This is a genomic window from Buchnera aphidicola (Shivaphis celti) (assembly GCF_039349365.1).
GTDB lineage: Bacteria > Pseudomonadota > Gammaproteobacteria > Enterobacterales > Enterobacteriaceae > Buchnera_L > Buchnera_L aphidicola_AL.
Window position 1 is genome coordinate 175140 of sequence record NZ_CP134977.1, and the last position, 18121, is coordinate 193260.

Here is an 18121-nt window from a genome sequence, read left to right on the forward strand (position 1 = left end):
TTTCTTTTTTTTTAATATTTAAATATGATGAAACCAAAATTTGTTCATTTATCTGTTTGTAGCGATTATTCTATTACAAGAGGATTAAATACACCGAAAGATTTAGTAAAACATGCTTATACTTTAGGAATGCCAGCCTTGGGTATATTAGATGATAGTAATTTTTATGGTGTAGTAAAATTTTATAAAAACGCGATGAAATATGGAATCAAGCCAATTTTCGGTGTACGCATGAGAATCAAATTTAATTTTATTCCTAATGAATTTAGTATAATTAAAATTTTAGCTATAAATGATATTGGTTATCGAAATTTGATGGTTTTAATTTCAAAATCACGTACAGAATTTCAAATAATTAATAATTCTAATAAAAAATATTTTTTTATATTACAAGATTGGTTAGTTAATTATAGAGAAGGTTTAATAATTCTTTCTGGTGGTGTAGATGGAGATTTTGGAAAATATGCAATTAATAAGAATTATTCACTTGTTTATAAATTGTTTGATTTTTATAATAAATATTTTTTAAATTTTTATTATATAGAAATAAACAGAACAAATCGTATATATGAAAAAGAATATATACTATATGCAATTGAAATTGCTTCTTTATACCATGTTCCTATTGTTGCAACTAATGATGTTTGTTTTATACATAAGATTGATTTTGATACTCATAGAATTAAATTAGCTATTGATCAAAGAGTGATGTTAAGTCAAAATTGTTTTGATAATTTATATAGTACTGAGCAATTTATGAAAACTGAAACTCAGATGTGTGATTTATTTTCAGATATACCATCTTCTTTAAAAAATAGTGTAGAAATTGCTAAACGTTGTAATGTTAGTATACCTACGGGAAATTATTTTTTACCATCTTTTCCAACTAATTCAATAAATGCAAAAGAGTTTTTAATACAAAAAAGCATATTTGGATTAAAAAGTCGATTGAATATTTTATTTCCTAATATTAATGATTCAACAAGTGTTATTAAAAAATATTATGAAAGATTGTTTATGGAATTAAAAATTATAAATAAAATGAATTTTCCTAGTTATTTTTTAATTGTTATGGAATTTGTACAATGGGCAAAAAAAAATAATATTCCTGTTGGTCCTGGAAGAGGTTCAGGAGCAGGATCATTAGTTGCGTATGCGTTAAATATTACTGAAATAGATCCATTAAAATTTGACCTTATTTTTGAAAGATTTTTAAATCCTGAAAGATTATCCATGCCGGATTTTGATATAGATTTTTGTATGGAAAAAAGAGATATTGTTATTGAACATGTAAAAAATTTTTATGGATCTGATCGAGTTGCTCAAATTATTACTTTTGGAACTATGTCTGCACGCTCTGTTATTAGAGATGTTGGAAGAGTTTTAGGATATCCTTATGGATTTGTAAATAAAATCGCTCAATTAATACCAATGGATATTGGAATTACTTTAAAACAGGCATTGTCTAAACAATGTGAATTATTAGAATTATTTCAAAAAAATGTTGAAGTAAATAAATTAATTAATATATCAAAAAAATTGGAAGGTGTGACTCGCAATACTGGGAAACATGCTGGAGGAATCGTTATTTCTCCTCAATCATTGGTACAATTTACACCATTACAAAATGATGAGAATATGTTTATCACTCAATTAGACAAAGATGATATTAATTATATTGGTTTGTTAAAGTTTGATTTTTTAGGATTAAGAACATTAACAATTATTAATTCTGCTGTATGCATGATAAATTCATGGTTAAAAAAAAATAATCAGGATAATATCAATATTAATCATATAAAATTAAATGACGAAAAAAGTTTTGATTTATTACGTACTGGGAATACTATTGCAGTATTTCAATTAGAGTCATATGGTATTCGTAATTTAATTTTGAAACTGAAACCAGATTGTTTTGAAGATATTATCTCATTAATTGCACTTTTTAGACCTGGTCCTTTACAATCTGGAATGGTAGATAATTTTATTAATCGTAAACATGGTAAAGAAAATATTTATTATCCTGATAAAAAATGGCAACATATTTCTTTAAAACCAATTTTGGAATCAACATATGGAATAATATTATATCAAGAACAAGTTATGCAAATTGCACAAGTGTTTGCTGGTTATACATTATCTAAAGCAGATATTTTACAGAGAGCCATGTCTAAAAAAAAACATCAAGTTATGGCAGATCAACGAATACATTTTCAATATTCTGCAAAAAAAAATGGTATGTCTAATCAACTTTCAAGCAAAATATTTGATTTATTAGAAAAATTTTCTGGATATGGATTTAATAAATCACATTCTTCTGCTTATGCTCTAATTTCATATCAAACATTATGGTTAAAATCTAATTATCCATCTGAATTTATGGCTGCTGTTATGAGTGCTGATCTTGATAATTTAAATAAAATTAAAATCTCGATTTATGAATGTTTAAAAATGAATATTAAAATTCTTCCTCCTGATATTAATCAAAGTAAGTATTTTTTTATCGTAAATCAAGATCGTTGTATTGTTTATGGATTAGGAGCAATAAAAGGGTTAGGAAAAGCTGTAATTCAAAATATTCTTTCTGTTCGAAAAAGAATTGGTAAATTTAATAGTTTTTTTGAGTTTTGTGTTACAGTACAAGAGAAATTTATTAATAAAAGAATTTTAGAAAAATTAATTTTTTCTGGATCGTTTGATTGTTTTAAAATTAAAAGATTTTTATTGATTTCATTAATACCGTTTGCAATACAATTATCTGATCAGTATCGTTCAGGACATCAAAAAAATCAATTACAATTGTTTCAATCAATGCATGCAGACGATCGTATTTTTCGTAATAAAATACAAGAGAAATTTATCACTGCTTGGACAAATAAATTAAAGTTAGATTATGAAAAGGATGTCTTAGGGTTTTATTTGACTGGAGATCCATTAAGTGAATATTTATATGAATTAAATAATTATGTTAAAAATATTACTGTTCAAATGAAAAAAAAAAATATTACTACTTCTGTTGTCATAATTTTTGGAATTATATCAAATATTCGATCTAAGTATACTAAAAATAAAAAAAATATTATGTTTTTAGAAATTACGAGAAATTTTCGTTGCATAGAAGTGATAGTATTTAATAATTTTTTAGTTTTGCATAAAAATATATTCAAAAAAGATAAAATAGTAATCATTGTTGGAAAATATATTTCAGATCATTCTATAATAGGTAAAAGAATATTATTAAATAATATAATAGATATTGATTCTGCTCGTAATAAATATGTTAAAAAAATAATTTTGTTGATTAATCAATCTAATTTTTATAAAACAATATTATTAGATATAAAGAATATTTTGAAAAATTATTCTAAAGGATTCATTCCTATTTATATATTTTATAGAACTAAAAATTCCTTTAGAAATTACAAATTTCAAAAATGCTGGAATATTACTTTATCGGAAGAATTAATTGTCCAATTAAAAAATATTTTAGGAAATAAATGCGTTTATTTAAGTTTTAAATAATTTTATTATATATATTTTTTTTAATTATATCAGCAATTTGATTAATTGGAATAAGTTTTTTTTTTTGAATTTCCTTTCTTTTCTGATATTCAATAAGATTGGATTTTAAAGTCTCATGATTAATAATAATTATATTTGGTATACCAATTAAATTGATATCATATAATTTTTCTCCTATATTTTTTTTTCTATTTTCTAATAATACAGATATACCTTTTTGTTTTAGCTCTTCATATAATATTTCTGATATTTTAACAGTTTTTTTGCATTTGTGAAAATTAATTGGAATAATTGCTGCGTGAAATGGAGCAATTTCATTTGTCCAAATAATTCCTCTTTTATCATGATTTTGTTCAATAATTGCAGAGATTAATCTAGTAACCCCAATACCATAACATCCCATATGTATAGTTTTGTTTATTCCATTTTTGTTTTTTAATTTCAGATTAAAATAATTTGAATATTTTTTTCCTATTTGAAATATGTGTCCTATTTCAATACTTTTTTTTATTTTATATTTTTTATTTTTATTTTTATTAATAACAATATTTTTTATTTTTGAAAAAAGAAAATCTTGATTTAAAATATGATTTTTAAAAAATATATTATTAATAATTACTATTGGAAAAATGTGTTTTAAAAACACAATATCTTGGTTTATAATTATTTTTTTTTTAAAATTTATTTTTTTATTTTTTTTAATGATTGTATTGATTTCGTGGTAGTTAAGAAAATTTATTTTTTCATTTTCTTGATTTAGATTAAGAATAGTTTTAATTTTTTCTTCATTAAGTATTTGATCTCCTTTGATCATAAAAATAATAAAATTGTTTTTTTTTTTATCATTTTTTATAATAAAAATTTTAATAATATTTTTTTTTATTATAAGGAATATTTTTTTCATTTGATAATTATTTTTATTATATATATTTTTGATGTTTAAATATTCTTTTTTTTGAAAAATAGTTGTTTTTTTTGCTTTTTGGATTTTATTGATTATATTTTTTGATTGCTGAATATTTTTTGAAGCAATAATAATTGCATCTTCTCCATTTTTAGATAATGCTTGAAATTCATGAGATACCTTTCCTCCAATAACTCCAGATTCTGCTTGCACTGGATAAACGATTAAATTCATTTTTTTAAATATTTTCATATATGTTTGGTACATTTTTTTATATGTTTTTGATAATGAATCTTTATTTTCATGAAAAGAATATGCATCTTTCATAATAAATTCTTTTGACCTGATTACCCCAAACCTTGGTCTAATTTCATCTCTAAATTTTGTTTGTATTTGATAAAGAATTAATGGAAATTTTTTATATGATGTCATTTCTTGTTTAATAAATTCTGTAACCATTTCTTCATGTGTCGGACTTAATATAAAAATTTTTTTATTTCTATCTTTTATTTTTATTAATTCATTTCCATATTTTTTTATTCTATCACTTTTTTTCCATAAATATTCTGGTTGCATAATTGGAAAATACATTTCAATAGATCCAATTTTTTTCATTTCGTATCTTATTATTTTTTTTATTTTTTTAATAACTTTTAGTCCCAGTGGTAGCCAAATATATATTCCGGAACTGATACTTCTTATTAGCCCTGCTTTAATCATTAATTTGTGACTAATAGAATTAATATTATTAGATATATTTTTTATTGTGTTTAATGGATATTCGCTAGTTCGCATGATTTTTTTGTTTTAATTTGAATTTAATAATATTTTATTATATTTATATTTTTATATTTGTATTTTATTTCTGACATATTATGGATATTTTTTTTAAATTCTACATTTTTTCTATTGTGTGAATACCTAATAGTTTTAATCCTAACTTAATAGTTTTTGCAACTAAAACGGATAATTTAATTCTACTATATTTAGTTTTAATTTTTTTAGCATATAAAATGGGGTATTTTTCATAAAAAATAGAGAATAAAGATGATAGTTTAAATAAATATATGCAAAGAAAATGAGGAAATCCATTATTTGTGATATCTTCAAGAATTTCTTCAAATTGTAATATTTTTATAGAAATTTGAATTTCTATTTTTTTTTTTAAAATTATTTTTTTGTTTTTTTTTTTTATTTTTAATTTATTTTTTTTTATAATAGAACAAATTCTTGTATATGTATATTGAATGTATAATGCTGTATTTCCTTGAAAAGATAGCATTTTATTCCAATCAAAAATATAATTTTTAGTTCGATTTTTAGATAAATCGGAATATTTTATTGCGCTAATTCCGATAATTTTTGATATATAAGATATTTTTTTTTTATTTAAGTATGGATTTTTTTTTTTTATAATATCTGTAGATTTTTTAATTGATTCTTTTATTAGTGTTTTGAGTTTAATGGGCTTTCCTTCTCTAGTTTTAAATGGTTTATTTTCTTTTGTTAATACCATACCAAAAGCATGATGTTCTAAATGAAAATTTTCTGGAACATATTTTGCTTTTTTTGCAATTATTTCAATTTGTTTTAAGTGTTGTTTTTGTCGTATATCCGTATAATAAATAATTCTATTTGCTTTTAATATTTGCATTCTGTATTTCAGGCATGCTAAATCAATTGTTGAATATAAAAAACTACTATCATTTTTTTTTAAAATTACTCCCATCGGTTTTCCATGTTTGTTTTTTATATTTTCGAGATATACAATAATATTTCCGAGATGATTATTCGTAATTTTTTTTTTTTTTAATTCTTTTATCATATGAGGTAAAAAATGAATATAAAAACTTTCTCCTAAAATATGTTCTTTTTTTAATGATATATTTAATATATCATAAATTTTTTGATTTTCGATCATTGTAATTTCAATAATTTTTTTCCATATTTCGATATATTTTTTATTTTTTTTTTGTAATTCAATTAAATATTGATGTGATTTTTTTTTGAAAATTATGTTTTTTTCATATATTTGTTTTGATTTTTGATAAAATTTTTCTAAATCTTGTAAAGATAATTGATTTATTTTATATAATTTTTTTTTTTTCTTAATCAATGCAATCATCATGCCAAATTGTATTCCCCAATCTCCGATATGATTCATTCTTTTTACTTGATAACCTATAAATTCCATCGTTCGTGCCATGACATCTCCGATTATTGTAGATCGCAAGTGTCCTACATGCATCTCTTTCGCCATATTAGGAGATGAGTAATCTATTACAACTGTTTTTTTAACATTTTTTTTTATTCCTAATCTTGTAGAATAATATATATTTTCTAATTTTTTTGATATCCAATTTTCATCAATCAATATGTTAATGAAGCCAGGAGAAGAATATTTTATTTTTTTAAATATTTTGTAAGAATTAATATTTTTAATAATTTTTTCAGATAATATTTTTGTATTAATTTTTAATTTGCTAGCAACAGGAATAATTCCATTAATTTGATAATGCCATAATTTAGTATTATCGGTCCATTGCATACTACTAATGTAATGATGAGGTATTTTTTCTTTTAAACATGCTTTTATTAAATATTCATTTAAAATTTTTTTAATTTTCATATCTTTTTAATTAATAGTGTATAAAATTTCATGTTATAAATTATAAATTATTTCGTTAATAAAAATAATAATATTAAAATATAATAAATTTGTTGACATATTTTTGTAATCATGTAATATGTACTTATAAGTTTGTTGATTATGCTCTTTAAAAATTGATTACATAATTAATGTGGGCACTGAAAATTAATTGCAAAATTTTCTTCTATTATATATTTTAATAGAGGATGAGTTTTTCAGAAGTTTATACTATTATTTTTAATTTAATAATAGTAATTAATTGAAGAGTTTGATCATGGCTCAGATTGAACGCTGGCGGCAAGCCTAACACATGCAAGTCGAGCGGCAGCGAAAGAGAGTTTACTTTCTTGTCGGCGAGCGGCGAACGGGTGAGTAATATCTGGGGATCTGCCTAAAAGAGGGGGATAACTATTGGAAACGATAGCTAATACCGCATAATGTTGAGAAACCAAAGTAGGGGACTTATTTAAATAAGCCTTACACTTTTAGATGAACCCAGACGAGATTAGCTTGATGGTAAGGTAATGGCTTACCAATGCGACGATCTCTAGCTGGTCTGAGAGGACAACCAGCCACACTGGAACTGAGACACGGTCCAGACTCCTACGGGAGGCAGCAGTGGGGAATCTTGCACAATGGGCGAAAGCCTGATGCAGCTATGCCGCGTGTATGAAGAAGGCCTTCGGGTTGTAAAGTACTTTCGTCAGGGAAGAAGGGAAAATAACTAATACTTATTTTTCTTGACGTTACCTGAAAAAGAAGCACCGGCTAACTCCGTGCCAGCAGCCGCGGTAATACGGGGGGTGCAAGCGTTAATCGGAATTACTGGGCGTAAAGGGCGCGTAGGCGGATTATTAAGTTAGATGTGAAATCCCTAAGCTTAACTTAGGAACTGCATTTAAAACTAGTAGCCTAGAGTATCGTAGAGGGAGGTAGAATTCCAGGTGTAGCGGTGAAATGCGTAGATATCTGGAGGAATACCTGTGGCGAAAGCGACCTCCTGGACGAATACTGACGCTGAGGCGCGAAAGCGTGGGTAGCAAACAGGATTAGATACCCTGGTAGTCCATGCCGTAAACGATGTCGACTTGGAGGTTGTTTCCTTGAGAGATGACTTCCGAAGCTAACGCATTAAGTCGACCGCCTGGGAAGTACGGCCGCAAGGCTAAAACTCAAATGAATTGACGGGGGCCCGCACAAGCGGTGGAGCATGTGGTTTAATTCGATGCAACGCGAAAAACCTTACCTGGTCTTGACATCCATAGAATTTTCTAGAAATAGAAAAGTGCCTTCGGGAACTATGAGACAGGTGCTGCATGGCTGTCGTCAGCTCGTGTTGTGAAATGTTGGGTTAAGTCCCGCAACGAGCGCAACCCCTATCCTTTTTTGCCATCGGTTCGGCCGGGAACTAAAAGGAGACTGCCGGTTATAAACCGGAGGAAGGTGGGGACGACGTCAAGTCATCATGGCCCTTACGACCAGGGCTACACACGTGCTACAATGGTACATACAAAGGGAAGCAAATCTGCGAAGACAAGCAAATCTCATAAAGTGTATCTTAGTCCGGACTGGAGTCTGCAACTCGACTCCACGAAGTCGGAATCGCTAGTAATCGTGAATCAGAATGTCACGGTGAATACGTTCCCGGGCCTTGTACACACCGCCCGTCACACCATGGAAGTGAGTTGCAAAAGAAGTGAGTAGTTTAACCTTTGAAAAAAGGAGAACGCTTACCACTTTGTGGTTCATAACTGGGGTGAAGTCGTAACAAGGTAACTGTAGGGGAACCTGCGGTTGGATCACCTCCTTACTAAATTTGCAATTATATTTTATAGTGCCCACATCAATTATTTAATTTTTATATATAGGCTTGTAGCTCAGCTGGTTAGAGCGCACCCCTGATAAGGGTGAGGTCGGTGGTTCAAGTCCACTCAGGCCTAAAATAAATAATAATCTATTTTTGGGGCTGTAGCTCAGCTGGGAGAGCGCCTGCCTTGCACGCAGGAGGTCAGCGGTTCAATCCCGCTTAGCTCCATAATTTATATTTAATTTATTTATGAAAAAAAATTGTATAAGAAAAATATCTCTTGATATTGAAACAACTGGTTTAAATAAAACAGGTCCAGTTTATTTAGGTCATAAAATTATTGAGATAGGCGCTGTAGAAATTATTAATAGAGAAATTACAAAAAATCATTTTCATTTTTTCCTTAATCCAGGAAGGTTAATTGATCACGAAGCTTTTAAGATACATGGAATAAAAAATGATGATTTGTTAAATAAACCTAAATTTTCTGATATATACTTAAATTTTTTAAGTTATATTGGAAATTCTGATATTATTGTTCATAATTCTAAATTTGATATTAGTTTTTTGAATTACGAAATTAAAAACTTAAATTTAAATTATAAAAAAATATCTGATTATTGTCATGTTATTGATACTTTAACCATGGCTAGGAAAATTTTTCCTGGAAAAAAAAATAATTTAGATGCTTTATGTAAAAGATATAAAATTAATCATTCTGACAGAAAATTACATAGTGCTTTTCTAGATGCTACATTATTAGCAAAATTGTATTTAAGAATGACAACTGTTCAAAAAATTATGAATTTTGAATTTTGCCACCTTAAAAATATCAGTTTGATAAAAGATATAGATAAATTTAATAAAGACTTAGTTGTTTTAAAGACTTCAAAATTGGAGTATAATACTCATTTAGAGTATTTAAACAACATGATGGAAAAAAGTGGTTGTTTATGGATGAATTAAATTGATTTTGTTTTTATTATTTTTTTTTTTTTTTTTTTTTTTTTGGTGCGGTAGTTCAGTTGGTTAGAATATTGGCTTGTCACGCCAGGGGTCGCGGGTTCGAATCCCGTCCGCACCGTATTATTTTATAAAATAGTTATATTATTATAATAAAATGAAGTTGTTTTTTATTTTTTAAGATTAATAATATAATTTGAATTCATATATTTTATTATAAATAGGTTTTGTTTTTTTATGAACAAAAAACATATTGTTACATGGGATATGTTACAAATATATACAAAAAAATTAGCATATAAAATACTTCCAATAAAACAATGGAGTGGAATTATTGCTGTTAGTAGAGGCGGTTTAATTCCATCAGCATTATTAGCTCGAGAATTAAGCATAAGATATGTTGATACTGTTTGTATATCAAGTTATAATTATCACCATTTAAAAAATATTACGGTAATTAAAAAATCAAAATTACAAGGGAATGATATTATTGTCATGGATGATTTAGTTGATACTGGAGGAACAGCGAAAGTTATTAGGAAATTGTATCCAAATGCATATTTTGTTACAGTTTTTGCTAAACCAAAAGGTAGAAAATTGGTCGATAATTATATCATTGATATTCCTCAAAATGTATGGATAGAACAGCCATGGGATATGGAAGTTACTTATATTTCACCTTTAATTGAAGAATCGAAATTATTATGATAATAATTTTAAAAATACTATTTAGTATTTTAATTAACTAAATTTAATGATGGATTATGAAAAACGAAATTAAAAGAATTTCTTATTTAATAAAAGATAAAAAAAAAGAAATATTTTTTATAAAAAAAATTTCAAATAAAAATATTAAAATTCTTTTGCAACGTGTTAAAAAAGATATAAAGAATGCTTATAAATATTCATTATCTAATATTATTTCTATGATCTTGCCTGATATTGATAATTTAGAAAGATCTTTACAAGCTATGAAAAATATAAAAGATTTTAATGAAATAAAACACGATTTGAAAAAGATCTTATTTTCTTTTTTAGAATTGTTTAAAAAAAACAATGTTTTTATAATTAACGATGTTGGTAAGTTATTTAATCCTAATATACATCAAGCGATATCTATAGCAAAAAAAAGTAATTTTAAATCTAATTATATTATTGAAGTAATGCAGAACGGGTATCAATTAAATAAGAGATTATTACGTCCTGCTATGGTTGTTGTTTCACAATAAAAATTGAATTTATTGATATAACAATTTTTAATATAAAAATAAAATGATTAATTTAAAAAATAAAAGAAATATAGAAAAATTTTTTATTACAAAAAATAAGAAGGTGTATTATAATTTTTTTGTTGAAAGCATTATTGAAGCTGGTTTGGTATTGCAAGGTTGGGAAGTTCGTTCTTTACGTGAAAAAAAAGTAAATATCGTTAATGCATATTTTTTTTTTAAGAACAATGCAGTATATTTAACTGGATTGGATATACAATCTAATGTTATTAAAAAATTAAATAAAAATATTCACTCTAATCGAAATATAAAAGTTTTATTAAAAAAAAAAGAAATTGATTTTTTGTATGGAAAATTTCAAACTCGAGGATATAGTTTAATTGCACTTTCTTTATATTGGAAAGGTGTGTGGTGTAAAGTACAAATTGCTATATCCAAAGGTAAGAAAAAGATAGATAAACGATTATATAAAAAAAATAAAGAATGGAATATAGAAAAAAATAGAATAAAAAAAATTATTTAACAGTGATTTCATGATAAATATGAAAAAAAATTTTTTTAGTAGTACTGTTTCTTCAAAAGATAAAATATGGATGCAATTAGCTTTAATTCTGGCTAATAAAGCGAAATGTATTAATGAAGTACCGGTAGGTGCAATTTTAATATTTGAAAATCGTATTATTGGATCTGGTTTTAATTGTTCTATTGCTAATCATGATCCCACTGCTCATGCTGAAATTATAGCAATTCAAGAAGGAGGAAAAATTTTAAAAAATTATAGACTAAATCATACTACATTATATGTTACTCTACAACCATGTATTATGTGTTTAGGAGCTATTATAAATAGTAGAATTAGTCGATTAGTAATTGGTACAAAGTTTTTAAAAAAAAAAAAAGATTTGTATAATACATCAGAAATTTTACAAGTATTAAAAACTAAAATTGAATTTTCTGATTCAATTTCTCTTACATCTTGCACGAATATTATAAAAAAATTTTTTCAATCAAAACGTTTGTAATGATTTGAATAAGAAAAAAATTAACGTTCTAAAATTACTACTGTACAAACATATTTTTTTTCATCAGTAATGCTGATGTGAGTAAATTTTATTTTTAATATTTTAATTATTTTTTTTGTTTCATTTAAAAAAATAATTATTGGTTTTCCATATTTATTATGATGTAATTCAATATTTTTAAATTTTATTTCTTTTCTAATACCAGTTCCAATTGCTTTAGAAATAGACTCTTTTATTGAAAATCTCTTAGCTAAAAAATTTATTTTTTCTTTTTCTTGAAAAAACTGATTTAATTCATAATTTGATAGTATTTTTATAACAAATTTTTTTTTAAATTTATTAAATATTTTTTTTATTCTTTTTTTTTGTAAAATATCTATTCCAATTCCAATGATTGACATATTTTATTTGTTAATTTTAATTTTTACATATAGTTTAACATCTTGATTAAGATATTTTTTAATTGTTTTTTTTGCTAAAAAAATACAATTTTTTATTTTTTTTCCTTTTTCTCCGATAATAATTTTTTTGATTCTTGGTAGTGGAATAATTAAAGAAGCATAAATATTATATATATTTTGTTTATCAATATAGCATTGATCAATTTTAATTTTTATTAAATAAGGAATTTCTTTGTTTAAAAATTTAATAAATTTTTCTCTAATAAATTCAGAAATAAAAAAATTTTTATTAAGATTTGTAATATATCTTATAGGATATATATGATTTGATTGAGGTATATTTTTTTTTATCATTTTTTGTAATATCAATATGTGTTTTTTCTTTTTTGCAGATATTGGAATAATATGTTTAAATTGATGTTTTGCTGTTATTTTTTCTACAAATGGTAATAATATTTTTTTACATTTCATTAAATCAATTTTATTAATAATTAATATTATTGGAATCAGTTTTTTTTTAATCTTTTTTAAAATTATTTCTTCCTGTTCTGACCAAAAAGTTTGATTAATAACGAAAAGAATCAACTGCATTTTTTTGTGATTCAAGATATTATTTTTTAGTAAAATATTATACTTTTTATTAATTCCTGGCGTGTCAATATAAATAAACTGATGTTTATTTAATGTTTTTACAAAAAGAATATTTTGATTAGTTGTTCCAGGTTTTTTTGAAGTAATAGACATTTTTTGTTGCAAAAGTTTATTAATTATAGTAGATTTTCCAACATTAGTTTGTCCAATAATTATTATTTTTCCACAATAGCTATCTTGACTTTTCATTTTATTCCTAAATTTATTAAAGCTATTTTTGCTGCTTGTTGTTCTGCTTGTCTTTTATTTGCACCAAAACCAATAATATTTTTACTAATTGTTTTTATTTTACATTGTATTGTAAATAATTGGTTATGCGCTTCTCCATATATTTGTATTATTACATATTGGGGTAAAGGTAAATTTTTGGATTGCAAATATTCTTGTAGTTTTGTTTTTGCATCTTTTTGCGTTTCTCCTGGAGTAATGTTTTTTAATCTTTTTTTGTACCATTTCAGTAGAATTTTTTCGACAATAAAAATATTACTGTCTAAAAATATTCCTCCTATAATTGCTTCTATTGTATTTGCTAAAATAGATTCTCGTTTTGATCCCCCGCTTTTTAGTTCTCCTGGCCCTAAGTTTAAATAATTTCCTAGTTTAAATTCATATGCAATTTTTGCTAGCGTGTTTCCTTTCACTAATGTTGCTCGCATTCTACTCATATCACCTTCATTGACATTTGGAAAATATTTATATAATGCATGAGCAATAGTAAAATTTAATATTGAATCTCCTAAAAATTCTAATCTTTCGTTATGATTATTTCCTGAGCTTCGATGCGTTAACGCTTGTTTTAATATTTCTTTTTTTTTAAAAAAATATCCTATGATTTTTTGTAATTTGTTTATCACAATTTAACTCATTTTATTTAATTTGTTTTTTTTATAATTCTTATTCAATTTTACCAATACGATTAATATTAATTGTACTAGGCCATTGATTTTCTTGGTATTGTAAATTCATCCAGATATAATTTACTTTTCCAATGATGTTACTTTCTGGAATAAATCCTATATAACGACTGTCTAAACTATTATGACGATTATCTCCTAAAACAAAGTATTCTTTTTTTGGAACTAACCAGAATTGTTTTGGTTGTCCAGATTGTTGAAAGTAATTTTTAATTTTATTTTTTATATTATATGATATTAATATGTTATATTTATAATGGTTAATTTCTTCTCTATATATGATGCATTTATTTTTTAATGTATTGTTGTAATTTTTATTTTGTGAAATATTTTTTGTATCAGTTAAATTATTATTTTTATAATTTTTATATTGATTTAACATATAATAATTGATTTTTATTTTTTGTTTTTTGCTTGCATTTTGAAAATCTGAGTAGATAATTAGTTGATTATTAATTGTATCATAAATAATTTTATCTCCTGGGATTCCAATTATTCTTTTGATAATATATTGATTTTTGTTTTTTGGGTTTGTAAAAACAATGATATCTCCTCTTTTCGGTTGATGAAAATTTATTATTATTTTTTTTGTAAAAGGATTTTTTATACCATAAAAATATTTTTTTGCTGCAATATAGTCTCCTGGAAATAAATTTGGTTTCATGGATTCTGATGCAATATAAAATGGTTCATAAAAGAAACACTTAATAATTAATATAATTAATATAATTGGAAAATATGCGCTACAAGATGTAATCAAATTACTATATTTGCATTTTTTGTTTTTTATTTTTTCTTGATTTTTTGTATCCATTAATTGATTTTTTAAATAAAATATTTTTTCTATTATCCATAATATACCTATTATGCAAATAATTATTGGTAATATTTGTGAATATACATTTTTCATATTATTTTATTCTTATAAAAAAAGTGAAAGATAAGTAAATTTATTTATTAGAAAGTATTGAAAAAAAAGTTTCTTTTGGTATTGTAATATTACCAATTTTTTTCATTTTTTTTTTTCCTATTTTTTGTTTTTGTAATAATTTTTTTTTTCTACTAATATCTCCTCCATAACATTTAGATAAAACATTTTTTCTAAGTTGTTGTACAGTTGATCGTGCAATAATTTTATTTTCAATTTCTGCTTGTACTGAAATATTAAATTGGTGTCTAGGCAATAATGATGCTATTGTGTTAACAATTTTTCTTGCTTTTTTACAGGATTCATCTTTATGTATTATTAAAGATAATGCATCAATTTTTTTAGAATTAATTAATATATTTAAACATTGTACATCAGTTTTTTTAAAATATTTAAATTTATAATTTAAAGATGCATATCCACTAGAAACAGATTTTAATTTATCAAAAAAATCTATAATAATTTCTGATATTGGTATTTCATATTTTAATATTACTTGATTCGTGTGATAAATTATATCTTTTTGTATACCTCTTTTTTTTAAACATAATTTAATAATTTTTCCAATATATTTTAATGGAGTTAAAATGTTACATATTGCTATCGGTTCTCTAATTTCTTTTATTTTTTTTAATTTTGTAAGTTTTTTTGGATTATTTAATCTTATAATTTCTTGATTTTTTGTTTCTATTTCATATATTACACTAGGAGTTGTAGTAATAATATTTAAATTATATTCTCTTTCTAATCTAGCTTGTACTATTTCCATATGTAATAGTCCTAAAAAACCACACTTAAATCCAAAACCTAAAGCATGTGAAGATTCAGGTTCATAAAATAATGCAGAATCATTTAAACTAAGTTTCGCAAGTGCGGTTTTAAGAAGAGGGTATTGTTCTGTAAGTATCGGAAATAATCCTGAAAAAATCTTTGGTATTATTTTTTTAAATCCTGGTATAGAAATATTTTTTTTATAATCTATTGATGTAATAGTATCTCCAACAGAAAAAGAAGAAATTTCTTTTATTCCACAGGTAATCCATCCTATTGAGCCACATTTTAAATATTTTTTTTCTTTAGATTTAGGAGTGAAAATTCCTATTTGATGAACGATATAAATTTTTTTTGTACTAAATATTTTTATTTTTTGTCCAGTTTTTAATACACCTGATTTAATACAAATTAAAGATATTACTCCTAAATAATTGTCGAACCAAGAATCAATAATTAACGCTTGTAATTCAGATTTTATTGATCCTGCGGGAGGTGGTATATTTGTGATAATATTTTCTAAAATATTTTTTATTCCTTTTCCTGTTTTTGCTGAACAGGAAATAATATTGTTTGATTTAATTTTTAAAATATCTTGAATTTCTTGCTTAACACGTTGTATATTAGCTGTTGGTAAATCAATTTTATTAATTACTGGAATAATAACAAGGTTCATTTTTAATGCCATATTACATGTAGTTAATGTTTGCGCTTCTATTCCCTGTGAAGCATCTATAACTAACAATACCCCTTCACATGCATTTAATGATCGTGATACTTCATATGAAAAATCAATATGTCCTGGAGTATCAATAAAATTTAATTGAAAAACTTGTTTTTTTTGATTGGTATATTGAATTGTGACACTTTGTGCTTTTATAGTGATACCCCTTTCTTTTTCTAAATCCATAGAATCTAATACCTGTTCAGACATTTCTCTTTTTTTAAGCCCACCACATATTTGAATTAGTCGATCAGATAAAGTAGATTTACCGTGATCAATATGTGCAATAATAGAAAAATTTCTTATATTATTCATAATTTATTTTTGATATAAGTTTATAAAAGTAATTGTTTTAATATTATGATAAAATTTATTTTATAAATAACACTATATTATAATTAATTTATTTAGTTAAATTGTTTTAGAAAATATTATATTATAAATGTTTATCATAATTCGAATATAAATTTATGGAAATAAAAAAAAAAAAAGTAATTATAGCTATGTCTGGAGGTGTTGATTCTTCAGTGAGCGCATACCTCTTATTACAAGAAGGTTATTTTGTTGAAGGTGTATTTATGAAGAATTGGGAAGAGGACGATCATATTAATTATTGTTCTTCTTCTAAAGACTTATATGACGTTCGTCAAGTTTGTAAAAAATTAGGAATATATTTACATGAAATAAATTTTTCTTATGAGTATTGGAATGATGTTTTTAAAGTTTTTATATCTGAATATGTTAAAGGTAATACTCCTAATCCTGATGTTTTATGTAATAAAAAAATCAAATTTGGTATTTTATTTAATTTTGTAATAAAAAATTTACAATTTGATTATTTTGCAACTGGACATTATGCTCAAATTAAATATTTTAATCGTCAACCATTCTTAATTAAAGGTTACGATAAGAATAAAGATCAGAGTTATTTTTTATATACATTAAAATCGAGTAAATTAAAAAAAATTTTATTTCCTATTGGTCATTTAGAAAAAAAAGTAGTTCGTAAAATAGCACAAAAAATTAATTTACATAATGCAAAAAAAAAAGATTCTGTAGGAATTTGTTTTATTGGTCCAAAGAATTTTTCTAAATTTCTTAATCGATTTATTCCTAATAAACCTGGAAACATTTTAGATAAATATGGTTATATTATTGGTATACATAATGGTCTATCGTACTATACTATTGGTCAAAGAAAAGGAATGAATTTATTAGGACAATATAATAAATTAAATTGTCCATGGTATGTGATAAAAAAGAATTTTATGAAAAATAGCCTAATAGCTGCACAAGGAATAAAGAACAAGGAATTAATTTCTTTTGGTTTAATTGCAGCTAATATTAATTGGATTAATAGATTATGCATATCCACTCGATTTACTTGTACTGTTAAAATTCGATATTTGCAAAAAGAGGTTTTATGTCAAGTTCAGTTATTGAGTTTAACATCAGTGAGATTGTTTTTTTGTAGACCTGTTTTTTCCGTTGCTATAGGGCAATCAGTAGTATTTTATAATTCAGAAATTTGTTTAGGAGGGGGTATTATTCAACAATCTTTTCATGATATTGTTTNAAAATATTTTATTTATAATATGTAAATATAAATTTAGAATATATTTAGGAGGAAAGAAG

Annotated in this window: 14 protein-coding genes, 3 tRNA genes and 1 rRNA gene; 11 read left to right on the plus strand and 7 right to left on the minus strand. The window is 24.2% G+C overall.

The annotated features are described in order from the left end of the window. Window positions 1-27 precede the first annotated feature (27 nt). Window positions 28-3522: a DNA polymerase III subunit alpha gene (gene dnaE / locus RJT40_RS00800; protein ID WP_343182672.1), complete on the plus strand. Its 3495-nt coding sequence runs from the start codon at window positions 28-30 to the stop codon at window positions 3520-3522. Here dnaE and RJT40_RS00805 read toward each other — a convergent pair. Further along, entirely contained in the window at window positions 3515-5221 is a 1707-nt protein-coding gene (locus RJT40_RS00805; RefSeq protein ID WP_343182673.1) for a proline--tRNA ligase, read from the minus strand. The genes dnaE and RJT40_RS00805 overlap by 8 nt on opposite strands. 100 nt (window positions 5222-5321) lie before the next feature. Beyond that, complete coding sequence (argS, locus tag RJT40_RS00810) at window positions 5322-7055, minus strand: arginine--tRNA ligase (protein ID WP_343182674.1); 1734 nt, start codon at window positions 7053-7055, stop codon at window positions 5322-5324. 277 nt (window positions 7056-7332) lie between these two features. Between argS and RJT40_RS00815 the strand changes: the two genes are divergently transcribed. The 9 genes from RJT40_RS00815 to tadA all read left to right on the plus strand — a co-directional run bounded on the left by RJT40_RS00815 (window position 7333) and on the right by tadA (window position 12097). After that, window positions 7333-8886, plus strand: a 16S ribosomal RNA gene (locus RJT40_RS00815). 56 nt (window positions 8887-8942) lie between these two features. Further along, window positions 8943-9016 (plus strand) — tRNA-Ile (locus tag RJT40_RS00820). A gap of 22 nt (window positions 9017-9038) precedes the next feature. Further along, a tRNA-Ala gene (locus RJT40_RS00825) sits at window positions 9039-9111 on the plus strand. A 21-nt stretch (window positions 9112-9132) separates the two neighbouring features. After that, window positions 9133-9849, plus strand: coding sequence for a DNA polymerase III subunit epsilon (gene dnaQ, locus RJT40_RS00830; RefSeq protein ID WP_343182675.1), 717 nt, complete (start codon window positions 9133-9135; stop codon window positions 9847-9849). Window positions 9850-9893: 44 nt separating this feature from the next. Further along, window positions 9894-9967, plus strand: a tRNA-Asp gene (locus tag RJT40_RS00835). Window positions 9968-10083: 116 nt separating this feature from the next. Next, entirely contained in the window at window positions 10084-10554 is a 471-nt protein-coding gene (gene gpt, locus RJT40_RS00840; RefSeq protein WP_343182676.1) for a xanthine phosphoribosyltransferase, read from the plus strand. A 56-nt stretch (window positions 10555-10610) separates the two neighbouring features. Next, window positions 10611-11075, plus strand: a complete 465-nt coding sequence (locus RJT40_RS00845) for a nucleotide exchange factor GrpE (protein ID WP_343182678.1) — start codon at window positions 10611-10613, stop codon at window positions 11073-11075. A 43-nt stretch (window positions 11076-11118) separates the two neighbouring features. After that, the gene (gene smpB / locus RJT40_RS00850) at window positions 11119-11598 is read left to right on the plus strand and encodes an SsrA-binding protein SmpB (protein ID WP_343182679.1); all 480 of its coding nucleotides are present in this window, start codon (window positions 11119-11121) and stop codon (window positions 11596-11598) included. 19 nt (window positions 11599-11617) lie between these two features. After that, the gene (tadA, locus tag RJT40_RS00855; protein WP_343182680.1) at window positions 11618-12097 is read left to right on the plus strand and encodes a tRNA adenosine(34) deaminase TadA; all 480 of its coding nucleotides are present in this window, start codon (window positions 11618-11620) and stop codon (window positions 12095-12097) included. A 20-nt stretch (window positions 12098-12117) separates the two neighbouring features. On the opposite strand, the gene acpS is transcribed toward tadA, so the two are convergent. Genes acpS through lepA form a run of 5 tightly spaced genes read right to left on the minus strand, consistent with a single transcriptional unit; the run spans window position 12118 to window position 16801 of the window. Further along, a complete protein-coding gene (gene acpS / locus RJT40_RS00860) occupies window positions 12118-12498 on the minus strand; it encodes a holo-ACP synthase (protein ID WP_343182681.1) in 381 nt (126 codons plus the stop codon). A gap of 3 nt (window positions 12499-12501) precedes the next feature. Next, a complete protein-coding gene (gene era, locus RJT40_RS00865) occupies window positions 12502-13338 on the minus strand; it encodes a GTPase Era (RefSeq protein ID WP_343182682.1) in 837 nt (278 codons plus the stop codon). After that, window positions 13335-14006 carry a ribonuclease III gene (gene rnc, locus RJT40_RS00870; protein ID WP_343182708.1) on the minus strand — a complete coding sequence of 224 codons (672 nt, stop codon included), beginning with the start codon at window positions 14004-14006 and terminating at the stop codon, window positions 13335-13337. The genes era and rnc overlap by 4 nt, the downstream gene beginning before the upstream one ends. Before the next feature lie 37 nt (window positions 14007-14043). Then, window positions 14044-14973, minus strand: a complete 930-nt coding sequence (gene lepB / locus RJT40_RS00875) for a signal peptidase I (RefSeq protein WP_343182683.1) — start codon at window positions 14971-14973, stop codon at window positions 14044-14046. 40 nt (window positions 14974-15013) lie between these two features. Further along, window positions 15014-16801, minus strand: a complete 1788-nt coding sequence (lepA, locus tag RJT40_RS00880) for a translation elongation factor 4 (RefSeq protein WP_343182684.1) — start codon at window positions 16799-16801, stop codon at window positions 15014-15016. Window positions 16802-16956: 155 nt separating this feature from the next. Between lepA and mnmA the strand changes: the two genes are divergently transcribed. After that, window positions 16957-18087, plus strand: a complete 1131-nt coding sequence (gene mnmA, locus RJT40_RS00885; protein ID WP_343182685.1) for a tRNA 2-thiouridine(34) synthase MnmA — start codon at window positions 16957-16959, stop codon at window positions 18085-18087. The last annotated feature ends 34 nt before the right edge of the window (window positions 18088-18121 follow it).